Source organism: Antarctobacter aquimaris, assembly GCF_900184945.1.
GTDB lineage: Bacteria > Pseudomonadota > Alphaproteobacteria > Rhodobacterales > Rhodobacteraceae > Maliponia > Maliponia aquimaris.
Genome location: NZ_FXYF01000014.1, coordinates 74,485 through 96,461, shown reverse-complemented (window position 1 = coordinate 96,461; position 21,977 = coordinate 74,485). Strand labels below are relative to the sequence as shown.

Here is a 21,977-nt window from a genome sequence, read left to right as displayed (position 1 = left end):
TTACGGTTCTTCGACAATCTCACCCAGGGTCTGACCTGCCAACTCCTCGCTCGCATCATTGGCGATATCGCCCAATGTGACGATCCCCACGATCTTGCCGGCGATGTCCACAACGACAAGCCGGCGGAGCCGCCTGTCGGACATGAGGTAGGCCGCCTGCTCGACTGTCTGGTCGGCACAGCAGGTCACGATGCCGGGTGTCATGATCGGCCCGATACTGCTGTCGGCAACCGCATTGGGGACCCATCGGATCACGATGTCCCTGTCAGTCAGGATGCCGATCGGGCGACCGTGGACGCAAACCGGCAATACACCCAGGTCAAGCTCGGCCATCAGCGCCGCCGCGGCCCGAACCGAGGTGTCTGGCGTGATGGTCGTGACCGGGGTGCGCATGATGCGGCTTACCAGCATCCCTGTATCTCCGAGACGAAGACAACATCTTGTTCGAAAAGGATAACCCGCAAGAACGTTATCCGAATTATCGCGGGTTAAACCCGACAGCCGCGCCAGGGGTCGAAGGGGCCGGGCGTGCCCCTCCGGGCCCGCGATTGTTCAAAGCGGGTGACGCAGGATCGCCGCAAGCGGCGTTTCGCCGGGAATATCCGGCTTGCGGACGGCCAGAACACGTGCGCCCGTGCGCAGCGCCCGGCCCGCGATCTCGTCGACCACCCCGTAGCTGCCAGCGCCGGGGGCTTCCTTGGGAACAAAACTGACTGCTCCGCTGGCTTCATCAACCGAGCCCGGAATGACCGCGTCGATATCGACGAGCAGCGTCTCGATGCCCCCGAACGTTGCCGCCCGCGCGGCATCCGAGATATCGGTGGTGGTTCTGCTCTGACCTGCGCGCGTGTCATAATGGGTACGGAACTCCGCCATCCGCCTGGCGTAATGGGCATCCAGGACAGGCCGGGCGGCCTTGGCCAGTTCGGCTTCCGTCATGTTGTCAGGCGCGGTTTCGATCATGTCCTCCAGCAGGTCAAATCGGCTGAGTGAGCGGAACAGCCCGGCAACCGGCAGTGTCGAGGCCAGGATCAAGGGGATCTCGGAATGTGCCAGCACAGGGCGCAGCGCCGTATCGATCTTGCGGATATACTGCCCCAGGCGAACCTTCTGCCCTTCCTTTCCCTGAATGCGCCGACCGGCGCCGCTGTCATTGATCGAGGCCTTGCCGACGGCGCTGGCGGCGCTCCTTGGCATGTTCGGCACCTTGATCTCGGTTGCGGGCAAGTCGCTGGAAACCTCGATCAGCCGCACCGCGTTTTCCGAAACCGCCAGAACATGGGCCGCATTGGGAAAGGTGATGGCCCTGAGCAGAGGCTTGAGATGGAAGCGGTCCGATACCGCGACCATATCCGACAGGTTGTTGGCCAGCCGATAGGTCAGCAGCTTTTCCGGCGTCGCAAGGATGGCCAGGCTGTGGGCCTGATGCTCCCAGAATCCGTCATCCTCCAGCACGGTGTCGAAGTGTTCCTGCAACGGCCAGATACGGCGCTTTTCGACGCCAGCGGCCTCCAGCCTGTCGATGGCGGTCTTGATCAGTTGCCGCAGGGTTGTGCGGCTTTTGCCGGTTTCCTGGGTCAGCGGCGTCGTCGCGAGGTAGATCGAGACGCAGGCATCCGAACGCACCAGATCAAGTTCACCGATTTCGCGCGCTGTCGGCAGGTCAACATAGAGCATGTTTTTTCTTTCAGATTATGGGGCTTGAGCGGGCTATGCTCAACCGGGCGGAACGAATCCAAAGATAGGCTATCGTCGGCGGGGGTGGATTGATCGGGGTTAAACGCCTCGAGAATCCGCGTTCAGGGCTGCCTGTCACGCGACCGCTTTTCTCGCCCCTTCAATGCCTCGAACCCGATGATGACATCCAGAAGCTCTGTGGTGATCTCGCTCTGGCGGGCCAAACGCATCTCGGCGGCCAGCGTTTCGATCTGGCCGTCAATGGACTGTTCGGCCTGCTGCATCCGCGCCAGTCGGGCCGCGTTTTCGGTCACCATGGCCTCTGCTGCCGAACGGAACAATCTGGCAAAGAGATAGCTGCGGATCAGCGAAGCCAGAAGCCGGTCCGGAGGCATCCGGAATTGCGGCAGGCTGCGCGAGTCCCAGGGTCTTTGCGCCAGCTGTCTGGTCATCCCGGGGTCCAGCGGCAACAGACGCAGAGACACCGGGTGCTGTTCACCGTGCGCGCCGCGCTGCATGTGAACCAGCGAAACGCCGATCGCGCCCGACGCGCCGGACAGGCGCAACTTGTCGAGCAGGGTTATCAGGCGGCCGGACAGCCGCCCCAGCCCATCCGCCGTGGCAGGCGTCAGCAATGTGGTCTTCGGCACGATGCCCAGCCCGACCAGGGCATCCTCCATCTGGGCGCCAACGCAGATCACCCCCGTGGAGGGGGCAAGGTGCTTGATCCGCATGGCTTCCGTTGCAACGATCTCGTTGTAGTTGCCGCAAAGCCCGTGGTCGGAGCCGAAGACAATGGCAATCGCCGCGGCTGCGGGATCGGCATCTTCCGGCAGTGGTCCGTGGCAGCGCACGAAGGCATGAAACCCCGCCATCACGGTGTCCTGATAGGCCTCGATCGCCTGCGCCGCCTGTTCATAGGGCAGCGCATTGATCGCCGACATGGTTTTCATCGTGCTGACGATGCCGCGAATGCTCTGCATCGTCTTTGTCCTGTGGGTGAGGCGTTCAAGCGTCTGGGCCATCATCCCCTGCCTGCGCCGATATGGCCGCCCGTGCCGTGTCCAGGATCCGACCGCGCGCCGCGTCGGTCAGCCTGTCGTTTTCCGCGATCGTCCTTGCCAAACCCCCGTCATCCGCCCGAATTGCGGTCCGGATGGCATGGATTGCGGCCCGGGTCCGGCCTTCGTCCATACCGTCCAGCATGCCTTCCATCGCGGCCACCAGCACCGCCAGTTGCTCATTGGCCGACATCGGATCCCGCTCGGCCTGGCGCAGGGCCGCACGCACGGCGGCCCCGCGCGCCAGCCGCGCGCGCGTGGCGTCATCCAGCCGGGTGCCGAAACGGGCGAACTCCTCCAGTTCCTCGAATTGTGACAGGGTCACACGCAGGTTTCCGGCGACCTCGCGGAATGCGCGGGCCTGCGCCTTGCCGCCGACACGGCTGACCGACACGCCCAGATCGACGGCGGGAAACTGGTTGGTGCGCACCAGACGGGGCGACAGGTAGATCTGCCCGTCGGTGATCGAAATCAGGTTCGTCGGGATATAGGCCGACAGGTTCTCGGCCTGGGTTTCGACAACGGGCAGGGCGGTGATCGAGCCTGCCCCTTCGGCGAATTGCCCGGCACGTTCCAGGAGGCGGGCATGGACATAGAAGATATCGCCCGGAAATGCCTCGCGTCCCGGCGGGCGGCGCAACAGCAGCGACAATTCGCGGTAGGCATGGGCGTGATGGGTCAGATCGTCCATGACCACCAGCACATCCCTGCCCGTGGCGGCAAAGCTCTCGGCCATCGACATTGACGCATAGGGCGCGATATAGGCCAGCCCCGGCGCATCCTCGTCGCCCGCCGCGATGATGACCGATTGTGCCATCATGCCGCCGTCGCGGATCGCGCCGATCACCTTGGCCACCGCATCGCCGCGCTGGCCGATGGCGCAATAGATGCAGATCACACCGGTCCTCTTCTGGTTCAGGATGGTATCGACCGCGATCGAGGTCTTGCCGGTCTGCCGGTCGCCGATGATCAGTTCGCGCTGGCCCAGCCCCACGGGCACGGCCGCATCCACCGCCTTCAGCCCGGTCGCAAGCGGCCGCGCCACGGCGCGTCGGTGCAGGATATCGGGGGCCTCGGCCTCAACCGGCGCGTGGATGGCCGCATCCACCGGCCCGCCACCATCGCGGGGGCGACCCAGGGCATCGACAACCCGGCCCAGCAATGCCGGCCCGACCGGCACACTGACCACCCGCTTGGTCCGGCGCACGTCCTCGCCCATCGTGACATTCTCGGAGGGACCAAGCAGAACGACGCCCAGACGCCCGGGTTCGAGGTCAAAGACGATCCCCCGCACCCCCGAGGCAAAGTCCAGCATCTCGTCCGCCAGCGCGCGGGCCAGACCGGTCACGATGGCGATCCCATCGCCCACTTCGGCGACACGACCGACCTCGCCGATCTCGGGCGCGGGCGGCGGGCTGTCCAGCAGCGCCTGCAGCAGATCACGCGTCGTTTGCATCGGTTCCAGATCAGGCCGCATCGGTCAGACCCTTGCGCAAGAGCTCCCCGGACCGATCTTCCAGCACGGCATCCAGGCCATCCAGATAACTGTCCGTTGTCCAGCCGACCTGCGCACCGCCCAGCCGCAGATTGAGACCGGGCGACAGGGCCGGATCGGTGTCGAACCGCAAGCTGAAGCCCGGAAGGATCGTGGCAAGTTCCTCGCGCAGGCGCGCCTTCACCTCCTCGGGCAGTGGATCGCGGGTCAGCGCGACCGCCTCGCGGCTGTCACCGGCGGCATCGCGCAGATCGTCCACCATGCCCTTCAGGCGCACCGCTGCGTGCAGGGCAATCCGTTGTTCCAGTGTCTCATCCGCCAGGTCCGACAAGGCCTTGCGCGTCAGTGCCAGCAACGCCCTTGCGCCGCTGCGATGCAGATCGGCGGTATATTGGCGGGCTTCTTCGGCGCGCAGGTCCTCGCGTTCGGACTGCTCGCTTGCCAAGCGGTGCCGCGCCTGCGCCAGAATTGCATCCCGCTCGGCTTGCGCATCGTGCCGGGCCTTTTCCAGCAACTCGGCCCTGCTGGCGGACAGGTTCGCGATCTGAGCCTTGTATTCGGCCTCCCTGGCCTCTGCGCGCTGGCGAACGGCTGCGGACTCGCCCATGCGCGCGGCAATCTCGGCCTCGCGCGTGTCGATCCCGTCAAGGATGGGGCGATAGAGAAACCGCTTGAGCAGCCAGATCAGCACCAGGAAGTTGGCGATCTGCGCCCCGACCGTGATCCAGTCTATCGACATCGCGTCAGCCCCCGGCCCCTTGCGCCGCAGCCTCCAGGGCTGCGTCCCAGAACGGGTTGGCAAAGATCAGGATCATCGCGACGACGAAACAGTAGATCGCGGTGGATTCGATCATCGCAAGGCTGACGAACAAGGTGCGCGACAGGGTTGGCGCCGCGTCGGGCTGCTGGGCGATGGCGTTCAGCGCGGTTGACGCGGCCCGCCCTTCGCCCAGAGCCGGCCCGAGCGAACCGAAAGCCACGGTGAGCCCGGCCGTGAAGATCGAGATGGCGGCAATTATCGCGAGATCTGTCATGGAGTGTCCTTTGCGGTTTCAGCCCCGTCCGCGGGCGGCGGGGCCGTCGCGGTCGAGATGTAGACGGTGGCGAGGATGGCGAAGATGTAGGCCTGGATGATGCCGGTCAGCAGACCCAGCATGTCCATCACCACGGGAAAGAAGAACGGCGCCACGCCCAGCAGGATCGCCGCGATCACCGCGCCGCTCATGATGTTGCCGTAAAGGCGGATGGCCAGCGATATGCCGCGCGAAAACTCGCTGATGATGTTGAAGGGCAGCATGATGAACGAGGGCTGAACATAGGTTTTCAGATAGCCGCCCAGCCCCCGGCTGCCGATCCCGAACAGCGGCACCGCGATCAGAACCGACAACGCCAGCGCCGCCGTCGTGGAAAGCGAGGCCGTGGGCGTATCAAAGCCGGGCACGACCGTCAGAAGGTTGGCGGTGACGATGAACAGGAACAGGGTGCCGGTGAAATAGAGAATGCGCGGATCGTGCCGCCCGGTGATCTCGGATATCTGCCCGGCAATCCCGTTGACGATCACCTCAAGCGCGGTGCGCCATCGGTTGGGCGGCACGTCGGCGCGCAGATTGCGGGTGATCAGGGCCGACAGGCCTGCCAAAAGGGCCATGATGACCCATGTGTTGAAGATCGTGGCATTGATCGGGATGCCAAGGATCACGAAAAGGACGCTGTCGTCCGGGGTCAGCTGCATGGTTCGGCCTTCCGGGGTGCGGGGCGGCGCGCGATGCTCAGGGCCGCAAAGCGGATCGGCAGGAAGGCCAGCGCAAAGCCCGCCAGTTCCCACGCCCCCAACTCCGCCACCAGCCAGCCGGCACCCAGAAGTGCCGCGATCCGCAGCGCGCCGCTGATCAGCAATACTTGCGTCGGGCGGGCCGAACGCAAGGCCAGCCGCATGCCCCAGGCCAGGCCCGCAAAGAACAGCCCGCTCGCAACCGCGCCCGCCAGAGCGCCGAACCCGAGGCCCATCCAGTCAACGGCAATCATTTCCCGCCTCCTTCCTTGCCGATCCAGCCCCAGGCGATGAATGCGCCCAGCACGACCCCGCCCAGAAGCAGCGCGATGGTCCATGAAAAATCCTGCGGCGCCACGCGATCCAGCCACATCCCCAAAAATGCGCCGCCCACCGTCGGCACCGTGACCGACCAGCCGATCATTCCGAACGTGCCGATGCCGCGCAGCGGGCTTGGCCCGGGATTGTCGCGCGCCTCCTTCATGCGCCGGGCGCGTCGGCCGATGTCATCGGCGGACCTGTCGTCTTCTTCCGTCATCGGTGGGGCTCCCTCAGTGTCGCGAACCGGCGCACCATGTCGGCCTCCAGGCGCGACAGCGCGGCGCGGGCGACGCGCTCTTCGTCTTCGAGGCCGGCAAAACTGCTTCCGACGGTTTCGCGCAGGGCATCGAGACCGTCGCTTTCCACGCCGCGCCGGATGGCCACCTCGACCTTGTGGCCCTTCTTGACCAGAAGCCCCTCGTCGATGCCGAAAACCCGTTCGCGCCCGCCCGCTTCGGTGATCAGCAGGACCGAGGGCACCAGGGCCGTGACGAAATCGACATGGTTGGGCAAGAGGCAAAAGCCGCCATCCGCCGCCTCGCCCCGCAGCCGGGTTGCGGGCCCGTCGAACAGCACTTTCGACGGCAATCGCAGATAGACATGCATCTCGGTGGCTATGCTCATGCCGCATCCTCCTTCAGATCGGACAGGGCACCGATCATGTAATAGGCGCTTTCGGGGTGCTCGAAGCTGGTCTGGGACAGGATCGCCGCGCATCCGTCCAGCGTCTCGGAAATCGGCACCAGCTTGCCCGTCGTTCCCGCCGCCGCGCCGACGGTGAAAAAGGGCTGGGTCAGAAACCGCTCCAGCCTGCGGGCCCGCGCGACGACGGCACGATCATGGGCCGACAGTTCCTCGATCCCCAGCATGGCGATGATGTCGCGCAACTCCTCGTACTCCGCCAGGGTGCGGCGGACGGCGCGGGCAATGTCGTAGTGGCGTTGCCCGACAACCCCGGGCGTCAGCATGACGGACGCCGAAGCCAGCGGATCGACAGCCGGGTAAAGCCCTTCGCTGGCGCGCTTGCGCGACAGGACGACCGAGGCCGACAGATGCGAAAAGATATGCGCGGCCGCCGGATCGGTGAAATCGTCGGCAGGCACATAGACGGCCTGGATCGAGGTAATCGACCCCTTGCGTGTCGAGGCGATGCGCTCTTCCAGCGCGGCCAGTTCCGTCGCCAGCGTCGGCTGATATCCCACGCGTGACGGCATCCGCCCCAGCAGGCCGGACACCTCGGACCCCGCCTGCACGAATCGAAAGATGTTGTCGATCAACAGCAGAACGTCCTGACCCCGCTCATCGCGGAAGTATTCGGCCATCGTCAGCGCCGATTTGCCGACCAGGAACCGCACGCCGGGGGCCTCGTTCATCTGGCCGAACACCATGACCATCTTGTCGCGCACGCCCGCCTCGCCCATCTCGCGCCACAGCTCTTCGGCCTCGCGCGAGCGTTCGCCGATGCCGCAGAACAGGCTCACGCCGTGGTGATGCTCGACCGTGTTGTGGATCAGCTCGCTCAGCAGCACCGTCTTGCCGACACCGGCGCCGCCGAACAGGCCGGTCTTGCCGCCGCGCTCGATGGGCGACAAAAGGTCGATTGCCTTGATTCCGGTTTCAAGCACCTCCGCCCGCAGCACGCGGTCCGACAGCGGTGGCGGCGGCTGGTGGATGCCACGGCGCATGGCCGTCCGGGGCGGCGGCAAGCCGTCAAGGGGCGCGCCAAAGACGTTCAGCATCCGGCCCAGAACCGCCTCGCCCACCGGGACGGAAAGCGCCGCGCCAGTCGATGTGACAGGCGCGCCCAGGCCCAACCCCCGCACCGGGCCAAGGGCGATGCAGCGCACCACGCCATCGCCCACCAGCGACGCCACCTCGAGGGCGATGCCGCCTGCGTGCACCAGCGTATGGATGCGCGGGGCACTGGCCGGAAACGCCGCGTCCACGACACCGCCGCGGATGGCGACAACCGTTCCCTTGGCGGTGATGGTGGTGCCATCTGCGTCTGCGGTCATCTGTCGGGCCTCCTTCACGCGGTGCCTAGCCTGCCGCCAGGCCGCCATCGACGGGATACTGCGCGCCGGTGATGAACGCCGCCTCGTCGGAGGCCAGAAACAGGACCAGCGCCGCGACATCGGTGCTTTCGCCATACCTGCCAAGCGGGATCGACGCGGCAAGCTGCGCTTTCACCGCCTCGCCATGCCCCGGGCTGAACCCCTCCTCCAGCGCGCGCATCATGCGGGTGTTGATCGGCGATGGGTGGACCGAATTGACCCGCACATTGCTTGGCCCCGCCTCGATCGCCGCAGCCCGGGTCAGGCCGACAACCGCGTGTTTCGAGGTGATGTAGGGGGCGACGTTCGGGCTGCCCTGCAACCCGGCGATCGAGGACATGTTGATGATGCTGCCCGATTTCTGTCCGATCATCACGCGCAGGACATGTTGCAGCCCCAGGAACGCGCCGCGCACGTTCACCGCCATCACGCGGTCGAAATCCTCGATCTTCTGTTCGATCAGCGGCGCGACCTTGCCCTCGATCCCGGCATTGTTGAAGAACACGTCGATCCGGCCGCCCCAGTCGAGCGTTTCCTTGACATAGCGCGCCGAATCCACGTCCGAGGACACGTCTGCGGCCACGCACAGCACCGCCTCGCCCGCGCCCAGTTCCCGGGCGGCAGCGGCCAGATCGTCGTCCTTCAGATCAACGAGCGCCACGCGCGCGCCCTCGCTCAGGAACCGCCGGGCGGTTTCAAGGCCGATGCCCGCGGCACCGCCGGTTATCAGGGCAATCTTGTCTTGCAGACGTTTCATCGGTTTCACCTTTCTGAATGGAGTAATCGGGGGCGGCGGACGGAAGCATCACGCGAGGTTTTCGCCCAGCTTGCGCAGCTTGCGCAGCCGCAAGGCCAGCAGCACGAACAAGACCCCGAACGCCACCGCATAGAACCCGATCAACCACACCAGCGTGACCAGCCCCGCCTGCGGCAGCGCGACCAGAAGGCCGCCGAACAGGATCGACAGGACACCGCCCATGATCAGGATCCATTCGCCCTTGATTTCGTGGCGGATCTGATACGCGAGCACGATCCGCAGCAGGCCGCCGACCACGACCCATGCGGCGATGAACATCAGCAACACCAGCGCGGTGGCGCCGGGCCAGAGCAACGTCAGCAGGCCGACGGCAATTCCCAGAACGGCATCCAGCACCAGGGGCCAGACCCGGATCAGTCGGCCCCGAAGGCGGATGGCGTCGATCAATCCAAAGACACCGTCAACCAGCACATAGGCGCCAAACAGCATGACCAGAACCGCAAGCGTCAGCGCAGGCCAGGCAATGGCCATGATGCCGAACACGATGGCAGCCACGCCGCGCAACAGGAAGATCCACCAGCTGCGTTGCAGATACTCCAGCATTTCGTTCATTTCCCTATCCTTCCGCGTCTTGCGCGATCGGGTTCACGAGGGTTCCCGCGTGCCCGTCCAGAATGTCGGTGGCCTGATCCAGCCGGCCGATGCCCGCGAGGCCGCCGTATGCGGCGAACATTGCCGCGGCGAGCATCTTTGGCCCCATGGAGCCCGCAGGCAGATCAAGCGCAAACGCCTCGTCCGGTGTCAGGCTGGCGATGCGTGTCTGATTTTCGGTGCCGAAGTCGCGATAGACCGCATCCACATCCGTAAGCAGGAGAAGCGCGTCCGCGCCCAGTTCTCTGGCCAACAGGCCGCTGGCCGCGTCCTTGTCGATCACCGCTTCGATGCCGATCAGGCTGCCGTCAGGCCGCCGCAGCACCGGAATGCCGCCACCGCCGCCGCAGATCACGATCACGTCCTGATCCAGCAACAGCTTGATGACCCGGATATCGGGGATTTCCTGCGGCGCGGGCGAAGGCACCACGCGGCGCCACTTGTCGCCGTCCTGCGCGATGGACCAGCCCGCCGCGCGCGCAAGCGTCTCGGCCTCTTCACGGTCATAGACCGGGCCGATGAACTTGGTCGGGTTCTGGAACGCCGGATCCTCGGCATCGACCACGATCTGGGTCAGCAAGGTGGCGACCGCCCTTTCGTGATCCAGGGCGTTTTCCAGCTCCTGCTCGATGATGTAGCCGATCATGCCGTCGGTCTTGGCCCCCAGAACGTCCAGAGGATAGATCTGCGTCGGATCGTAGGCCGCCCCTTCCAGCGCCAGCAGGCCGATCTGCGGCCCGTTGCCATGGGTGATCACCAACTGGTGCCCGGCCTGCACGATCCTGGCCAGCGCATGTGCGGCAACGGTCACGTTGACGCGCTGGTTTTCAGCGGTCAGAGCCTGACCGCGTTGGAGCAGGGCATTGCCCCCGATTGCAGCGACGACAAGCATGGCTCAACCTCCCAATGTGGCGACAAGAACCGCCTTGATCGTGTGCATCCGGTTTTCCGCCTGATCGAAGACGATCGAGGCGGGGCTTTCGAACACCTCGTCGGTCACTTCCATCGCGTCGATGCCGAACTGGTCGTGGATGTCCTTGCCGACGGTTGTATCGGTGTTGCGGAAGGCCGGCAGGCAATGCATGAACTTCACGCGCGGATTGCCGGTTCTGGCCATCACGTCGGCATTGACCTGATAGGGCAGCAAGAGCTTGATCCGCTCGGCCCATTTCTCCTTTGGCTCGCCCATCGACACCCAGACGTCGGTATAGATGAAATCGACACCGCTGACGGCCTTGGCCACATCTTCGGTCAGCATGATCCGCGCGCCGGTTTCCCTGGCGGTCACGGCAGCTTCGTCCTGAATGGCCTGGTTCGGCCAAAGGGACCGGGGCGCGCACAGCCGCACGTCCATGCCCATCTTGGCGCCACCCAGCAGCAGGCTGAAGCCCATGTTGTTGGCCGCATCGCCCATGAAACAATAGGCAACCTCGCGCAGCGGTTTCTCGGAGTGTTCCTGCATGGTCAGGAAATCGGCGAGGATCTGGGTCGGGTGAAATTCATCCGTCAGCCCGTTATAGACCGGCACGCCGGCCCAGTCGGCCAGCTCCTGCACGATCTTTTGGCCAAAGCCGCGATACTCGATGGCGTCATAGACGCGGCCCAGCACGCGGGCGGTGTCCTTGACGGTTTCCTTGTGGCCGATATGGGTGCCTGATGGCCCCAGATAGGTGACGGTCGCGCCCTGGTCATGCGCCGCCACCTCGAATCCCACGCGGGTGCGGGTGCTGTCCTTTTCAAAGATCAGCGCGATCTCCTTGCCGCGCAGCAGCGGCACCTCGGTCCCGGCATATTTCGCGGCCTTGAGATCCGCCGAAAGCTTCAGCAAAAAGCCGATTTCCGTCGGGGTGAAATCGCGCAGGGTCAGGAAGTGGCGGTTCTTCAGGTTAAAGGCCATCTGGCTCTCTCCTCACAATGCGTCGCGGATGGTGGGGCAGGACATGCAGCGGCTGCCGCCGCGACCCCGGCCCAGTTCGGCGCCCGGCATCTCGATCACCTCGATCCCCATCGCCCGCAGGGCGGCGTTGGTGTCGTCGTTGCGGTCGTATCCCATGACCAGACCGGGGCGCAGCGCCAGCACGTTGTTGCCATCGTTCCACTGTTCGCGCGCCTGTTCGAACGGGTCCGAGCCGCCGGTGGGCACCACGTTCAGGCGCTTGAAGCCCATCGCGTCCGCCACGACATCGAACATCGGCCGCCTGTCGTGGCGCATGTCCAATGGCTTGGCCCCTTCGGCGGGGTGCAGGTCATAGCAGGTCATCTCGTCGGCGACCTCTTTGAAGCTGGTCACCACGTCGCCGCCGCAAAAGGTGAACACGGTGTCCAGATGCATGGCGGCGCGGGATTTGGGCATCTCGCAGGCGATGACCCGGTTGGCGCGGCCCTCGTTGAACAGCGCCTCGGCCAACAGGCCGACGCCCTGCGGCGATGTCCGCTCGCCCATGCCGATCAGCACCAGACCATTGCCGACCGGCATCACGTCGCCGCCCTCCAGCGTCGCCAGCCCGTAGTTGGCAAAGGGGTCGCCCCAGATCACCTCGACCTTGCCCGCGAACTTCGGATGGAACTTGTAGATCGCCGCGGTCAGCAGCGTCTCGGGCCGCCGCGCCTGCCAGTACATCGGGTTCAGCGTGACCCCGCCATGGATCCAGGCCGAGTTGTCGCGGGTGAACAGAAAGTTCGGCAAGGGCGGCAGGATGAACCCGTGATGGCCCAGATAGGCGCCGAACATGCTGCCCGCGTCGAACGGCAGGTCGCTGACCGTCAGCCCGCCGATCAGGTATTCCGACAATTCCGCGCCCGGGAGCTCATCCATCCAGTCGCGCAGCTCGCGCCGCATGCCGACGCCGACATGAATGGCCGCAATCCGCGCATCCAGCACCCATTTGCGCGCCGCCGCGATGTCCAGAACCTCGGCCAGCATCGCGCCGGTTTCCAGCACCTCGACCCCTTCGCCGCGCATCGCGCCGGCAAAGGCATCGTGATCCTTCTGCGCCTGCTTGACCCAGAACACATCGTCAAACAGCAACTCGTGGCGATTGTCCGGCGTCAGGCGGCGATGCGCCAATCCGGGACGGCAGATGATGACCTGCCGCAGCTTGCCGGTTTCGGAATGGACGCCGAGTTCATGGTCGGACATGGGTCTTCCCCTTCACACAAGCGCGGCGATGCTGAGCGCGGCCGAGATGAACACCAAGAGGATCAACATCAGCGGCCAGATGAAGACGATCCAGCGGTCATAGGACACCCGCCCGATCGCCAGCCCGCCGATCACCACCGCAAAGGTCGGGTTGATCAGGTTCACGAGGCCATTGGCCGATTGATAGGCCGTCACCACCAGGTCGCGGCCCACACCCGCGAAATCGGCCAGCGGGGCAAGAATCGGCATCGACAGCACGGCAAGACCCGACGACGACGGCACGAAGAAGCTCATCCCGATCTCGATCCAGAACATCAGGTTGATGAAGGCCAGGTCGCCCAGCCCGCCCAGCGATTGCTCGGCGCTGTGCAGGATGGTGTCGGCGATCAGGCCCTGCTCCATGATGACAACGATGCCCCGGGCAAGGCCGACCACCAGCGCGACGCCCAAGAGATCGCGGGCGCCATCGACAAAACTGCCGGTCAGCTTTTTCTCGCCCAGCCGTCCGACCAGACCGATGACAATGGCCGCCCCCAGAAACAGCGCGCCCATCTGCGCCATCCACCAGCCCTGACTGGCGACACCCCAGATCATCACCGCGAAGGAGGCGGCAAAGATCAGCAGGATCACGCCTTGCGTCTTGGTCAGCGTTGACGACTGCGCGGCGGTGCCTGCGGCCTGCAGGAACAGCTTTTTGTGCGCCTGCGCCTGCCGGGCAACGACGGACCGCGCCGGATCGTCCTTTACCCGCTGCGCATAGCGCATGACATAGGCCGCGCAGATCACCAGCCCGCCCAGCAGGATCACCAGCCGCAGCCAGATGCCATCGGTGAACGGAATCCCCGAAGCATTGGCGGCGATGACGGTGGCAAAGGGGTTGATCGTCGAGCCCAGCACACCGATGCCCGCGCCGATCAGGATGATCGCAACGCCGGTCACCGCGTCATAGCCGGCCGCAATCATCACCGGGATCAGGATCGCATAGAAGGCCAGGGTTTCCTCGGCCATGCCATAGGTGGTGCCGCCAAGCGCAAAGAGGGTCATCATGATCGGGATCATCCAGATCTCGCGGCCCTTCATCCGGGTCATGGCCGACCGGATGCCGGTATCGATGGACCCGGTGGCGTTCACGACGCCCAGAAACCCGCCCAGGAACAGCACGAACAGCGCCACGTCGATGGCATTGGCGGCATAGCTGTCGGGGTCATAGAACCCGGCGGTCGGGGCCAGCATGACATCGAGAAAGCCCTGCGGATTCGGATCCACTTTCGTGTAGGTCCCGGCAACGGCAATCTCGCGCCCGACCTCTTCGTTCATCACCCGGTCGTATTGCCCGGCCGGGATGATCCAGGTCAGCGCCGCGACCAGCACGATGAGCAGGAACAAGATCGTATAGGCCGTGGGAAACCGCGACGACAGGTCTAGCGCGGGATCGGACGCGGCGCGTGCTTCGTCGTTCATGGCTGGCCTCTTTGGCAATGAGGATGACTGGCCATGTGTCTAACCGCGCATGCCGGCGGCGCATTAACCGTCGTTAACTGCGCCGAAAGCGGCCCGTCGCGCGCCCGTCAAGAGGATCACCGCTGTCCGCGTCACGGCGGCACCCGGTATTGACGCCTGTTAATGCGGCGTCCGCCATGACGGATCATCTTGAGAACGCGTTGCGGATTTCAGTCGAAAGGACAGCAAGATGACACGCCACGAAAGCATGACCGCCGCCGAAGACACCGCCCTGAATGCCGCACAGGTTCTCTTTACCGCGAACCCGGTTTTTCTTGCGCCGCAGATGAAGCATGTCCTTCACGCGCAGGTACGCATCCTTGATGAGGTCGGAAAATTCTCGACCGCCTGGCTCCAGCGCAGGCAGGAAGCGGCACAGACCATGATCGACGCCGGCAGGCGTATCGCCATGCAGGGCAGTGTCGATCCCGCAAATGCGTTGAAAGAGATGGTCGATTGGCAGACCCATTCGATGGAACGCCTCGCGGCCGATGCAAAAGACTGCTCCGAGATGCTGAACCGCTGTGCAAATGCCCTTGTCGCCACCGAGACGCGGGCCAAGCAGGAAAATCCCGACACCATGAAACAGGTGGCGAAATCCGGCGCGTCGGAACCGGCCTGACATCCAATGACCGGAGTAAACGGAATGGACCGCAAGCAAGCCTATCAGGACAAGCTGCAAGCCCAACTCGACGCATGGAAAGCCGAGATAGCCAAGCTGCGCGCGAAGGCCGAAAAGGCTCAGGCCGATGCCCGGCTGACATACATGGACGAGATCGACGAACTGCGCGCGCACCAGAAGACAGCCGAGACCCGGCTGAAGGAATTCCAGCATGCCCGGGGCGAGGCCTGGAAGGACATGAGGTCAGGCGTTGAAACGGCGTGGGAAGAGATGGGCGACGCCATGAAGCGCGCCTGGAAACGCTTCTCCTGATTGCGCGCCCCCGTTCTTGGGGGATCCATGAGCGACACGGATCTTGCAGGGATCATCGCTCGGGGCTGGCGACCTTTTCTCGTTTCGGCGCATGGGGACGCAGGTCCCTGGTGAGGTCCTGCAACGCGGCTTCGTCCAGCGTTTCCACTTCCAGCAGACGGTTGGCGGCGCGTTCCAGAATGGCGCGGTTATCGGTCAGGATCTCCATTGCCCGCGCTGAAACGCCGCGCAGCACCTCGCGCACGGCCCGGTCCAGTGCCTCGGCTGTCGCCTCGCTGTAGCTGCGCTCGAAGTATCCAGGCGTGCTGCCGCCCAGGAAGGTGCCCCTGTCGGTCTCGTAGCTGACATTGCCCAGGTCGGCATCCATGCCGTAGCGCGCCACCATCGAGCGGGCGATATCGGTGGCGCGGGCCAGATCGTCGGCCGCCCCGGTGGACAGATGGCCGAACACCAGCTCTTCCGCCGCACGCCCGCCCATCAGCACCGCGATCTTGTCGCGCAACTCGGCCTCGGTCATCAGGAACCGGTCCTCGGTCGGGCGCTGGATCGTATAGCCAAGCGCGCCGATGCCGCGCGGAATGATCGACACCTTGTGCACCGTATCCACCCCGGGCAATGCCATCGAGACCAGCGCATGTCCCATCTCGTGATAGGCCACGATCTCGCGTTCGCGCGGGTTGATCAGGCGGTTGCGCTTTTCCAGCCCGGCGACGATGCGTTCGACCGCATGGGTGAAATCATCCATGGTCACGACCTTGCCGCGCCGCCGTGTCGCCAGCAGGGCGGCCTCGTTCACCAGATTGGCCAGATCGGCGCCGCTGAACCCGGTGGTCAGCGCGGCGATGTCGTCCAGCCCGATATCGGGTGCCAGAACGATCTTCTTCATGTGCACCTTCAGGATTTGCACCCGCCCGGCACGGTCGGGGCGATCCACCAGCACCTGGCGGTCGAACCGACCGGCGCGCAGCAGCGCCGGATCGAGGATTTCCGGACGGTTGGTCGCCGACAGCAGAACCACGCCGACGCTGGGGTCGAATCCGTCCAGCTCGGACAGAAGCTGGTTCAGCGTTTGTTCGCGCTCGTCGTTGCCGCCCTGGATCGTGCCTGCCCCGCGCGCCCGGCCTAGCGCATCCAGTTAGTCGATGAATATGATCGCCGGGGCCGCCTGCCGTGCCTGCTCGAACAGGTCGCGCACGCGCGCCGCGCCGACGCCGACGAACATCTCGACAAACTCGGACCCCGAGATCGAGTAGAACGGCACGCCCGCCTCGCCGGCCACGGCGCGCGCCAGCAGGGTCTTGCCGGTGCCCGGCGGGCCGACCAGCAGGATCCCCTTCGGCATCCGCGCGCCCAGGCTGCCATATTCCCTGGGGTTCTTCAGGAAATCTATCACCTCCTGCAACTCGGCCTTGGCCTCGTCCACGCCGGCGACATCGGCAAAGGTGACCTTGGTGTCGCTTTCGACATAGACCCTGGCCTTGCTCTTGCCGATCGACATGAGCCCGCCCGCACCCTGGCCGCCGCCCATCCGGCGCAGCGCGAACATCCAGATGCCTACGAAGAAAAGCGCTGGCAGGACCCAGGACAGAAGCGTGGAAAACCATGTGTTCTCGACCGCACCGGAGTAGGTCACGCCGGTCTCGCTCAGCCGGCTGGCCAGTTCCGGCGTCACCGGCGTCGTGACAAACCCGGTCTTGCCATCCTGCGCGATGGCGAAGGTGCCGCTGATCTTCGTGCTGCCGATGACGACTTCCTTGATCGCCCCCTGATCCAGATATGCCTCGAACTGGCTGTAGGGGATCGCCTCGATCGTCTGGCTCTGGATCCAGAGATCGCGGATGAAAACGACGCCCATCACGGCCAGCAAGATATACCACAGGTTGATCTGGTTCTTGCGGTTCATGGGTGATCTCCTGTCTGTTCGGCAGATGCTTTGCCTTGTCCTTGGCTCGGCAAGGTCCGTTTCGATTGACGGCAGCCATGACAATGCGTTGCCATCCGGCAACGGTGGGCCCGACCGCCGGATCGTGCATCGTGTGCGCTGCCGCCGGGATTTCGGGACGAGGATTTCCAAAACCGCGAGATGGCCGCCGAAACCACCGGCTTGTCGTGGGCGGCGCTATGCATGGCGGGGACCTCGGCTTTCCTGGCCAGGAGGGTCCTGTCGCTCCGGCCCGAACAGCAATGTCTGCACCTTCAGGAATGTATCCTCCGGACTGCCCGAGGCATCGATCCGCGGCCAGGATATCGGCGCGGTGATCCTTGCGGCTTGACCCCGTACGACGGCGACATCGGCGTCGGACGCATCTCCGCGCCGCGTGCTGACCCGTGACTCAAGCCCCCCCAGTTCAGCGGTCAGCCAGACACCGGTGAAACGCGCGCCAAACTTCCCGGCGAGGGCGGGAAGCATGGCGCGGGCATCCTCATCCATCCAGGTGGCATCGAGGATGACGGAATGTCCGCCCGACAGGACAAGCCGCGCCTTTTCGAGCAGGATCGCATGGACCCGCGCGCTGACCTGCGGTTGATAGGCCGATGCGGGCAGGCGGGTTTGGGGGGAGACGTCAAAAAGCGCCTTGCGCTCGAGATCACTGCGCAGGTGCACCGCCCCCGGTGCGGCCCCGATGTGATGCGCAAGCGAGGTCGCCAGCACCGTCTTGCCGGTGCCAGACAAACCGCCGATGGCGATCAGCTGCGCGGGCTCGGGGCCAAGATAGGCCAGGGCGCTCGACAGATAGCTGCGCGCCTCATCTGTCAACGTGTCATCATCCGGGTTGAAGCTTGCCGTCTGCGCCACAACCATTGCCCGGATCGCGGCGCGAATGCTCAGAAACAGCGGCAGCAGCGACAGGGCGGCGTGGTGATCCATGCTGCGGGCATGATGCAGATAGCTGTTGAGGACGATGTTTGCCGCCCGCTTCAGCCCCATGTGGCACAGATCCATCAACAGGAACGCCAGATCGTACAGCACGTCGCAAGTGCCGAGAGTTTCGTCGAACTCCAGCGCGTCGAATGGCGTGGGCACGCCATCCACCAGCACGATGTTGCGCAGGTGCAGATCGCCGTGGCAACGACGCACGTGGCCGGACTGGCCGCGTGTGTCCAGTGTCGTTTGGACAGTGCGAAAGACGCGGTCAGAGGCCGCCCGAAACCGCGCAACCCGATGCGCGCCCAGATCGGCAGCGATGGTCGCAAAGACGGTATTCAGCTCGTCCAGAATCGCATTGATCAGATCCGAACCGGCGATGTCCGACCGGGGTGTGTTTGTCGCATGATATTCGGCGACGCCCCGACCCAGCAGCATTGCCATCGGATCATCCAGCGCGCCCCGTGCGGCGATCTGTTCCAGTTCATCCTCGGCATCGAAACGGTGCATCCGCAGCACCCATTCCACAACCTCGCCCGAGCCCCCCAGATGCAGGTCGCCCGCGCTGTCCCGCGTCACGGCAATGACATCGCGGTAGATCGCCGGCGCCATGGGGACATTCAGTTCCAGCTCGCGCAACAGCATGTCGTGGCGCTTTTGCAGGGTCGAGAAATCGAGATAGTCATAGCGCACGTCGCGCTTGATCTTGTAGGCGTCCTTGCCGCTCAGGAACACGACCGCTGCGTGGGTGCGAATGACCTCGACAGGCGCATGACCGGGGAGGTTCGACCTTTCCGACAGGAACGCGATGACTTCCGCCTGGGATTGCTCGCCCATCCAAACACCTTGCAATATCGCGCAAACCCTCCGGGACTGGTGCCGGGTGCGCCACGCTGATCGGCGTTCAGCCTAGGGCGGATCGACCGCGGCGGCATTGACGGCGGTTAATGCTGACTGCCCCGACACCTGCTGGATTGCGATGGCGGGCGAGACGGCAGCACCCGGCTCGCTGCGGCCCGGAAAACCGACAGAAGGAGAGCGAGCATGGCCACGGCTGAAGCACAGACCAGATCGACTGGTGATCCCGAACCTGGCGACTACGAAAGGCAAATCCGCTCCGAATTGGCCGAGATCCGGTCCGATCTGGCGGCGCTGACCAAATCCCTTGCCGGATTTGGCAAGGCCCGCGCAGACGACGCGCAAGATCTCGCCGCCGAATGGTCCGACGAGGTGCTGGCCGAGTCGCGCCGCGCCGTCAAGAAACTCCGCAAGCAGGTTTCGCGCCTTGAGAAGGGCATGGAGTCCAGTGTCCGCGAGCACCCGCTGCAGTGGTTTCTCGGGGCGATGGGGATCGGCATGGTGTTGACCATGCTGATCCAGCGGAACCGAGACTGAGCCCGGCCATGCCAAAGCGGACCGACGGTATCCCGGCCCCGCTGACTGCGGGCATTCGCGAGCGGCTGCGCGACGTGGCCGGCAATGCGGCAATCCTCGGGGGTGTCGTGCTGCTCGGCCTGACCGCCTGGGTGGCCTGCATCGCAGGGCTGGTTGCCGTGCTTGCCCCGCCGTGGGGCATGGCGGCGGCGATCTTCTCTGTAGCCCTGCTGAACCTTGTCGTGGCGCTTGTCCTGCTGGTCGTGTTGCAGCGGCGGTCCCGGCTGCAACAGGCACGCGCCGCACGCCGCCAGGCCGAGACCCGCAGCAAGGGCCAGGCGGCGCTGCTTGCCGCACTGCCGGCCTTGCTGCGCCAGCGATCCGGCGCAGTGGTCGTGGTTTCGGGCCTTGTGTTGGGCGCGATGATCGTCGGCGCCCTGCAGGCAGAAGACGATCCCTAGGCAGAATTCACCGCAGGTTTCGCGGTCCATCCGGCCCGGCGTTGACACAGGTTAAGGTGCGGATCGGGGCGCCGGTCTAGCCTGCGTCAACGCGTGCGCAAGAAAACACAAAGGAGCATCCATCATGAAGGGTTTTGTCGATGACATCGAGAAGCTGACCGAAGACAACAACGATTTCCGGCGGGTTCTCTATACCGGGCAGAAACTGCAACTCGTGCTCATGGCATTGCAGCCGGGCGAGGATATCGGCGCCGAAGTGCATGACACGCACGACCAGTTCTTCCGCATCGAAGCCGGTGCAGGTGAAGTTCAGATCGACGGCGTTTCCACGAAGGTCAAAGCGGATGATGCGATCATCGTTCCCGCCGGGGCCAGGCACAATGTGATCAACACCGGGCAAGAACCGCTGCGGCTTTACACGATCTACGGGCCCCCTGAGCATCTGGACGGCATCGTCCACAGGACAAAGGCCGATGCAGGTGCGTCGCATGACCATTTCGACGGCGGCACGACCGAGTGAGCCTGCGGCCAGCAGCGCTCTGTCCTGCGCTGCGCCTGGCACCCTCACGACAGACCCATCCGCCCCAAAATGACCGAAAGGAACCGAGATGACCAAGCCGTCAATGAGAACCGCGAGCTCTGCAACCGAGGCCGCAGCTTCGGCCCCTCATGGCATGATGACGCTCGACGCGATGAGCGGCACGGCGCTGAAGGCGTGGACCGAAACGGGCGCCGAGGTGCTGCGGTTCTCGCTGTCTCGCTGGCAGCAGGCTGTCGAAGCCCAAATGGCGATGATGGCGTGTACCGGGCCCGGGGAGGTTCTGAAAGTACAGACCGAGTTCTACGAAAAGGCGCTTGCGGATTATCGCGCCGAGGCTGCCCTGATCGCCGAGATGATGGCCGCGCCGAAGACCGTGCTGGACGCCCTCCTGCCGGTGACCAAGCGCAGCTATGATGATGTGCCTCTGTAGCGGACACGTTGCTGCCCCGGGGGCCGGTTCGGGTTCATGCTTGCCCCGCTGAGGGTGCCCTGCCGCGGATACCCTCTGGGACAATTGAACCGCAGAGGCAGGCCCGGAGTGCCACAGGCAAACGGCGACATCTGCGGATGACAGAGCCGGAGATTTGAACGGCCGGAAACTGTCCAGGTTTCCGTTGGTTTCCTGCAATCGCCTTTCGCGCTGCTGCCGATCCTCGTGCTGATGGTTCCACGTCGTTGGACTGCGCCGCAGGCCGGCATGGTGGGCATGTTCACCGTCGCAGCGGTTGCCCTTTTGCCGTTTCGGAGGCTCTGAAGATGAAACCGCCCCCCGACGGTATCGCCGTGCCAAGGTGCGCCTGCACAACCGTGGATCGTTCTACCGCTCGATGACAATCATCCCAACCGGCTTGACCCCGGAAAGCGGACATTCCGCACGATCATTCCCGTCATGATGGCGAAGGACGGGAAACCGGTCATGGCCTGTGGACCAATGGGCGGTGCAGGCCAGCCGCAAACACAGGCGGCGATGGTCACCGGCATGGCCGATTTCGGCTATGACGTTCTGCAGGCGATCGAAGCACCGCGTTGGCTCATCGGTCGCACTTGGGAAATGGACTCGCGCGATCTGTGGCTTGAATCGGGAATTCCGGATCAGGTCGCGCGTGAACTCACCCTGAGAGGCCAGCCGGTGCAGATGCTGGCGGGTTGGAGCGGTATCGTCGGCCACGCACAGGCAATCCGGATCATCCGAGAAACCGGTTTCATGATAGGTGGGGCCGATCCGGGTGGCGATGGCGCGGCGCTTGGCTTTTGACCAGGATCCGCAGCGCCCAGGTTGCCTCCGGGTTTCATGAACGGGGGCGCAGTTGCTTCGCACATCCGGCGCGACGCTGAAGGGCGGTTTGCCTCCGGTGTTGATCGGGTTCTGGAGCCG

At 64.7% G+C, this 21,977-nt stretch carries 25 protein-coding genes and 1 pseudogene; 7 read left to right on the top strand and 19 right to left on the bottom strand.

What is annotated here, in order from left to right:
* From MAA8898_RS20455 to MAA8898_RS20375, 17 genes are all read right to left on the bottom strand, one after another.
* The gene (locus tag MAA8898_RS20455; RefSeq protein ID WP_094022886.1) at positions 1-411 is read right to left on the bottom strand and encodes a CBS domain-containing protein; all 411 of its coding nucleotides are present in this window, start codon (positions 409-411) and stop codon (positions 1-3) included.
* Positions 412-552: 141 nt separating this feature from the next.
* Positions 553-1,677 (bottom strand): baeRF11 domain-containing protein, encoded by a 1,125-nt coding sequence (locus MAA8898_RS20450; protein ID WP_094022885.1) that lies wholly within the window; start codon positions 1,675-1,677, stop codon positions 553-555.
* A gap of 122 nt (positions 1,678-1,799) precedes the next feature.
* On the bottom strand, positions 1,800-2,705 hold the full coding sequence (locus tag MAA8898_RS20445) for a F0F1 ATP synthase subunit gamma (RefSeq protein ID WP_245853511.1): 906 nt from the start codon (positions 2,703-2,705) through the stop codon (positions 1,800-1,802).
* The gene (locus MAA8898_RS20440; protein ID WP_245853509.1) at positions 2,686-4,194 is read right to left on the bottom strand and encodes a F0F1 ATP synthase subunit alpha; all 1,509 of its coding nucleotides are present in this window, start codon (positions 4,192-4,194) and stop codon (positions 2,686-2,688) included. The genes MAA8898_RS20445 and MAA8898_RS20440 overlap by 20 nt, the downstream gene beginning before the upstream one ends.
* A gap of 10 nt (positions 4,195-4,204) precedes the next feature.
* Positions 4,205-4,972: a F0F1 ATP synthase subunit B family protein gene (locus tag MAA8898_RS20435; protein ID WP_094022882.1), complete on the bottom strand. Its 768-nt coding sequence runs from the start codon at positions 4,970-4,972 to the stop codon at positions 4,205-4,207.
* 4 nt (positions 4,973-4,976) lie between these two features.
* Positions 4,977-5,267 (bottom strand): F0F1 ATP synthase subunit C, encoded by a 291-nt coding sequence (locus MAA8898_RS20430; RefSeq protein ID WP_094022881.1) that lies wholly within the window; start codon positions 5,265-5,267, stop codon positions 4,977-4,979.
* Complete coding sequence (locus MAA8898_RS20425) at positions 5,264-5,965, bottom strand: F0F1 ATP synthase subunit A (RefSeq protein ID WP_094022880.1); 702 nt, start codon at positions 5,963-5,965, stop codon at positions 5,264-5,266. The genes MAA8898_RS20430 and MAA8898_RS20425 overlap by 4 nt, the downstream gene beginning before the upstream one ends.
* Positions 5,956-6,258, bottom strand: coding sequence for an ATP synthase subunit I (locus tag MAA8898_RS20420; protein WP_217900522.1), 303 nt, complete (start codon positions 6,256-6,258; stop codon positions 5,956-5,958). The genes MAA8898_RS20425 and MAA8898_RS20420 overlap by 10 nt, the downstream gene beginning before the upstream one ends.
* Positions 6,255-6,542: an AtpZ/AtpI family protein gene (locus MAA8898_RS20415; protein ID WP_094022879.1), complete on the bottom strand. Its 288-nt coding sequence runs from the start codon at positions 6,540-6,542 to the stop codon at positions 6,255-6,257. The genes MAA8898_RS20420 and MAA8898_RS20415 overlap by 4 nt, the downstream gene beginning before the upstream one ends.
* Positions 6,539-6,949, bottom strand: a complete 411-nt coding sequence (locus tag MAA8898_RS20410) for an ATPase (RefSeq protein WP_094022878.1) — start codon at positions 6,947-6,949, stop codon at positions 6,539-6,541. The genes MAA8898_RS20415 and MAA8898_RS20410 overlap by 4 nt, the downstream gene beginning before the upstream one ends.
* Positions 6,946-8,340, bottom strand: a complete 1,395-nt coding sequence (gene atpD, locus MAA8898_RS20405; protein WP_094022877.1) for a F0F1 ATP synthase subunit beta — start codon at positions 8,338-8,340, stop codon at positions 6,946-6,948. Before atpD ends, MAA8898_RS20410 begins: the two co-directional genes overlap by 4 nt.
* Positions 8,341-8,365: 25 nt before the next feature.
* Positions 8,366-9,136: an SDR family NAD(P)-dependent oxidoreductase gene (locus MAA8898_RS20400; RefSeq protein WP_094022876.1), complete on the bottom strand. Its 771-nt coding sequence runs from the start codon at positions 9,134-9,136 to the stop codon at positions 8,366-8,368.
* Positions 9,137-9,184: 48 nt separating this feature from the next.
* Positions 9,185-9,748: an HdeD family acid-resistance protein gene (locus MAA8898_RS20395; protein WP_217900521.1), complete on the bottom strand. Its 564-nt coding sequence runs from the start codon at positions 9,746-9,748 to the stop codon at positions 9,185-9,187.
* A 4-nt stretch (positions 9,749-9,752) separates the two neighbouring features.
* Positions 9,753-10,679 (bottom strand): carbamate kinase, encoded by a 927-nt coding sequence (arcC, locus tag MAA8898_RS20390; RefSeq protein WP_094022875.1) that lies wholly within the window; start codon positions 10,677-10,679, stop codon positions 9,753-9,755.
* Between the two features lie 3 nt (positions 10,680-10,682).
* Complete coding sequence (gene argF / locus MAA8898_RS20385; protein ID WP_094022874.1) at positions 10,683-11,684, bottom strand: ornithine carbamoyltransferase; 1,002 nt, start codon at positions 11,682-11,684, stop codon at positions 10,683-10,685.
* 12 nt (positions 11,685-11,696) lie between these two features.
* Positions 11,697-12,926, bottom strand: a complete 1,230-nt coding sequence (locus MAA8898_RS20380) for an arginine deiminase (protein WP_094022873.1) — start codon at positions 12,924-12,926, stop codon at positions 11,697-11,699.
* Positions 12,927-12,938: 12 nt separating this feature from the next.
* Positions 12,939-14,387, bottom strand: coding sequence for a YfcC family protein (locus MAA8898_RS20375; RefSeq protein WP_094022872.1), 1,449 nt, complete (start codon positions 14,385-14,387; stop codon positions 12,939-12,941).
* A 229-nt stretch (positions 14,388-14,616) separates the two neighbouring features.
* On the opposite strand from MAA8898_RS20375, the gene MAA8898_RS20370 reads away from it, so the two are divergent.
* The gene (locus MAA8898_RS20370) at positions 14,617-15,048 is read left to right on the top strand and encodes a hypothetical protein (protein WP_094022871.1); all 432 of its coding nucleotides are present in this window, start codon (positions 14,617-14,619) and stop codon (positions 15,046-15,048) included.
* A 24-nt stretch (positions 15,049-15,072) separates the two neighbouring features.
* A complete protein-coding gene (locus MAA8898_RS20365; RefSeq protein ID WP_094022870.1) occupies positions 15,073-15,360 on the top strand; it encodes a sll1863 family stress response protein in 288 nt (95 codons plus the stop codon).
* A 52-nt stretch (positions 15,361-15,412) separates the two neighbouring features.
* Here MAA8898_RS20365 and ftsH read toward each other — a convergent pair.
* Together ftsH and MAA8898_RS20355 are read right to left on the bottom strand one after the other, a co-directional pair.
* A pseudogene (gene ftsH / locus MAA8898_RS20360) lies at positions 15,413-17,263 on the bottom strand (ATP-dependent zinc metalloprotease FtsH).
* A 216-nt stretch (positions 17,264-17,479) separates the two neighbouring features.
* Complete coding sequence (locus tag MAA8898_RS20355) at positions 17,480-19,063, bottom strand: bifunctional aminoglycoside phosphotransferase/ATP-binding protein (RefSeq protein ID WP_094022869.1); 1,584 nt, start codon at positions 19,061-19,063, stop codon at positions 17,480-17,482.
* Between the two features lie 207 nt (positions 19,064-19,270).
* Here MAA8898_RS20355 and MAA8898_RS20350 point away from each other — a divergent pair, with 207 nt between their 5' ends.
* From MAA8898_RS20350 to MAA8898_RS20330, 5 genes are all read left to right on the top strand, one after another.
* The gene (locus MAA8898_RS20350; protein ID WP_094022868.1) at positions 19,271-19,621 is read left to right on the top strand and encodes a hypothetical protein; all 351 of its coding nucleotides are present in this window, start codon (positions 19,271-19,273) and stop codon (positions 19,619-19,621) included.
* 8 nt (positions 19,622-19,629) lie between these two features.
* Positions 19,630-20,061 carry a hypothetical protein gene (locus MAA8898_RS20345; protein ID WP_094022867.1) on the top strand — a complete coding sequence of 144 codons (432 nt, stop codon included), beginning with the start codon at positions 19,630-19,632 and terminating at the stop codon, positions 20,059-20,061.
* A 124-nt stretch (positions 20,062-20,185) separates the two neighbouring features.
* A complete protein-coding gene (locus MAA8898_RS20340; RefSeq protein ID WP_094022866.1) occupies positions 20,186-20,581 on the top strand; it encodes a cupin domain-containing protein in 396 nt (131 codons plus the stop codon).
* An 88-nt stretch (positions 20,582-20,669) separates the two neighbouring features.
* Complete coding sequence (locus MAA8898_RS20335) at positions 20,670-21,032, top strand: phasin family protein (RefSeq protein ID WP_094022865.1); 363 nt, start codon at positions 20,670-20,672, stop codon at positions 21,030-21,032.
* Between the two features lie 381 nt (positions 21,033-21,413).
* Positions 21,414-21,857, top strand: a complete 444-nt coding sequence (locus MAA8898_RS20330; protein ID WP_217900524.1) for a gamma-glutamyltransferase — start codon at positions 21,414-21,416, stop codon at positions 21,855-21,857.
* Positions 21,858-21,977 lie beyond the last annotated feature (120 nt).

What these genes read in the sequence shown, in the direction of transcription:
- MAA8898_RS20380 (WP_094022873.1), bottom strand. Translation starts at nt 12,926, where the DNA reads ATGTCCGACCATGAACTCGGCGTCCATTCCGAAACCGGCAAGCTGCGG.
- MAA8898_RS20430 (WP_094022881.1), bottom strand. Translation starts at nt 5,267, where the DNA reads ATGACAGATCTCGCGATAATTGCCGCCATCTCGATCTTCACGGCCGGG.
- MAA8898_RS20440 (WP_245853509.1), bottom strand. Translation starts at nt 4,194, where the DNA reads ATGCAAACGACGCGTGATCTGCTGCAGGCGCTGCTGGACAGCCCGCCG.
- MAA8898_RS20435 (WP_094022882.1), bottom strand. Translation starts at nt 4,972, where the DNA reads ATGTCGATAGACTGGATCACGGTCGGGGCGCAGATCGCCAACTTCCTG.
- MAA8898_RS20415 (WP_094022879.1), bottom strand. Translation starts at nt 6,542, where the DNA reads ATGACGGAAGAAGACGACAGGTCCGCCGATGACATCGGCCGACGCGCC.
- atpD (WP_094022877.1), bottom strand. Translation starts at nt 8,340, where the DNA reads ATGACCGCAGACGCAGATGGCACCACCATCACCGCCAAGGGAACGGTT.
- MAA8898_RS20340 (WP_094022866.1), top strand. Translation starts at nt 20,186, where the DNA reads ATGAAGGGTTTTGTCGATGACATCGAGAAGCTGACCGAAGACAACAAC.
- MAA8898_RS20425 (WP_094022880.1), bottom strand. Translation starts at nt 5,965, where the DNA reads ATGCAGCTGACCCCGGACGACAGCGTCCTTTTCGTGATCCTTGGCATC.
- MAA8898_RS20370 (WP_094022871.1), top strand. Translation starts at nt 14,617, where the DNA reads ATGACACGCCACGAAAGCATGACCGCCGCCGAAGACACCGCCCTGAAT.
- MAA8898_RS20400 (WP_094022876.1), bottom strand. Translation starts at nt 9,136, where the DNA reads ATGAAACGTCTGCAAGACAAGATTGCCCTGATAACCGGCGGTGCCGCG.
- MAA8898_RS20410 (WP_094022878.1), bottom strand. Translation starts at nt 6,949, where the DNA reads ATGAGCATAGCCACCGAGATGCATGTCTATCTGCGATTGCCGTCGAAA.
- MAA8898_RS20350 (WP_094022868.1), top strand. Translation starts at nt 19,271, where the DNA reads ATGGCCACGGCTGAAGCACAGACCAGATCGACTGGTGATCCCGAACCT.
- MAA8898_RS20420 (WP_217900522.1), bottom strand. Translation starts at nt 6,258, where the DNA reads ATGATTGCCGTTGACTGGATGGGCCTCGGGTTCGGCGCTCTGGCGGGC.
- MAA8898_RS20445 (WP_245853511.1), bottom strand. Translation starts at nt 2,705, where the DNA reads ATGATGGCCCAGACGCTTGAACGCCTCACCCACAGGACAAAGACGATG.
- MAA8898_RS20450 (WP_094022885.1), bottom strand. Translation starts at nt 1,677, where the DNA reads ATGCTCTATGTTGACCTGCCGACAGCGCGCGAAATCGGTGAACTTGAT.
- MAA8898_RS20365 (WP_094022870.1), top strand. Translation starts at nt 15,073, where the DNA reads ATGGACCGCAAGCAAGCCTATCAGGACAAGCTGCAAGCCCAACTCGAC.
- MAA8898_RS20395 (WP_217900521.1), bottom strand. Translation starts at nt 9,748, where the DNA reads ATGAACGAAATGCTGGAGTATCTGCAACGCAGCTGGTGGATCTTCCTG.
- MAA8898_RS20345 (WP_094022867.1), top strand. Translation starts at nt 19,630, where the DNA reads ATGCCAAAGCGGACCGACGGTATCCCGGCCCCGCTGACTGCGGGCATT.
- MAA8898_RS20375 (WP_094022872.1), bottom strand. Translation starts at nt 14,387, where the DNA reads ATGAACGACGAAGCACGCGCCGCGTCCGATCCCGCGCTAGACCTGTCG.
- argF (WP_094022874.1), bottom strand. Translation starts at nt 11,684, where the DNA reads ATGGCCTTTAACCTGAAGAACCGCCACTTCCTGACCCTGCGCGATTTC.
- MAA8898_RS20355 (WP_094022869.1), bottom strand. Translation starts at nt 19,063, where the DNA reads ATGGGCGAGCAATCCCAGGCGGAAGTCATCGCGTTCCTGTCGGAAAGG.
- MAA8898_RS20455 (WP_094022886.1), bottom strand. Translation starts at nt 411, where the DNA reads ATGCTGGTAAGCCGCATCATGCGCACCCCGGTCACGACCATCACGCCA.
- arcC (WP_094022875.1), bottom strand. Translation starts at nt 10,679, where the DNA reads ATGCTTGTCGTCGCTGCAATCGGGGGCAATGCCCTGCTCCAACGCGGT.
- MAA8898_RS20335 (WP_094022865.1), top strand. Translation starts at nt 20,670, where the DNA reads ATGACCAAGCCGTCAATGAGAACCGCGAGCTCTGCAACCGAGGCCGCA.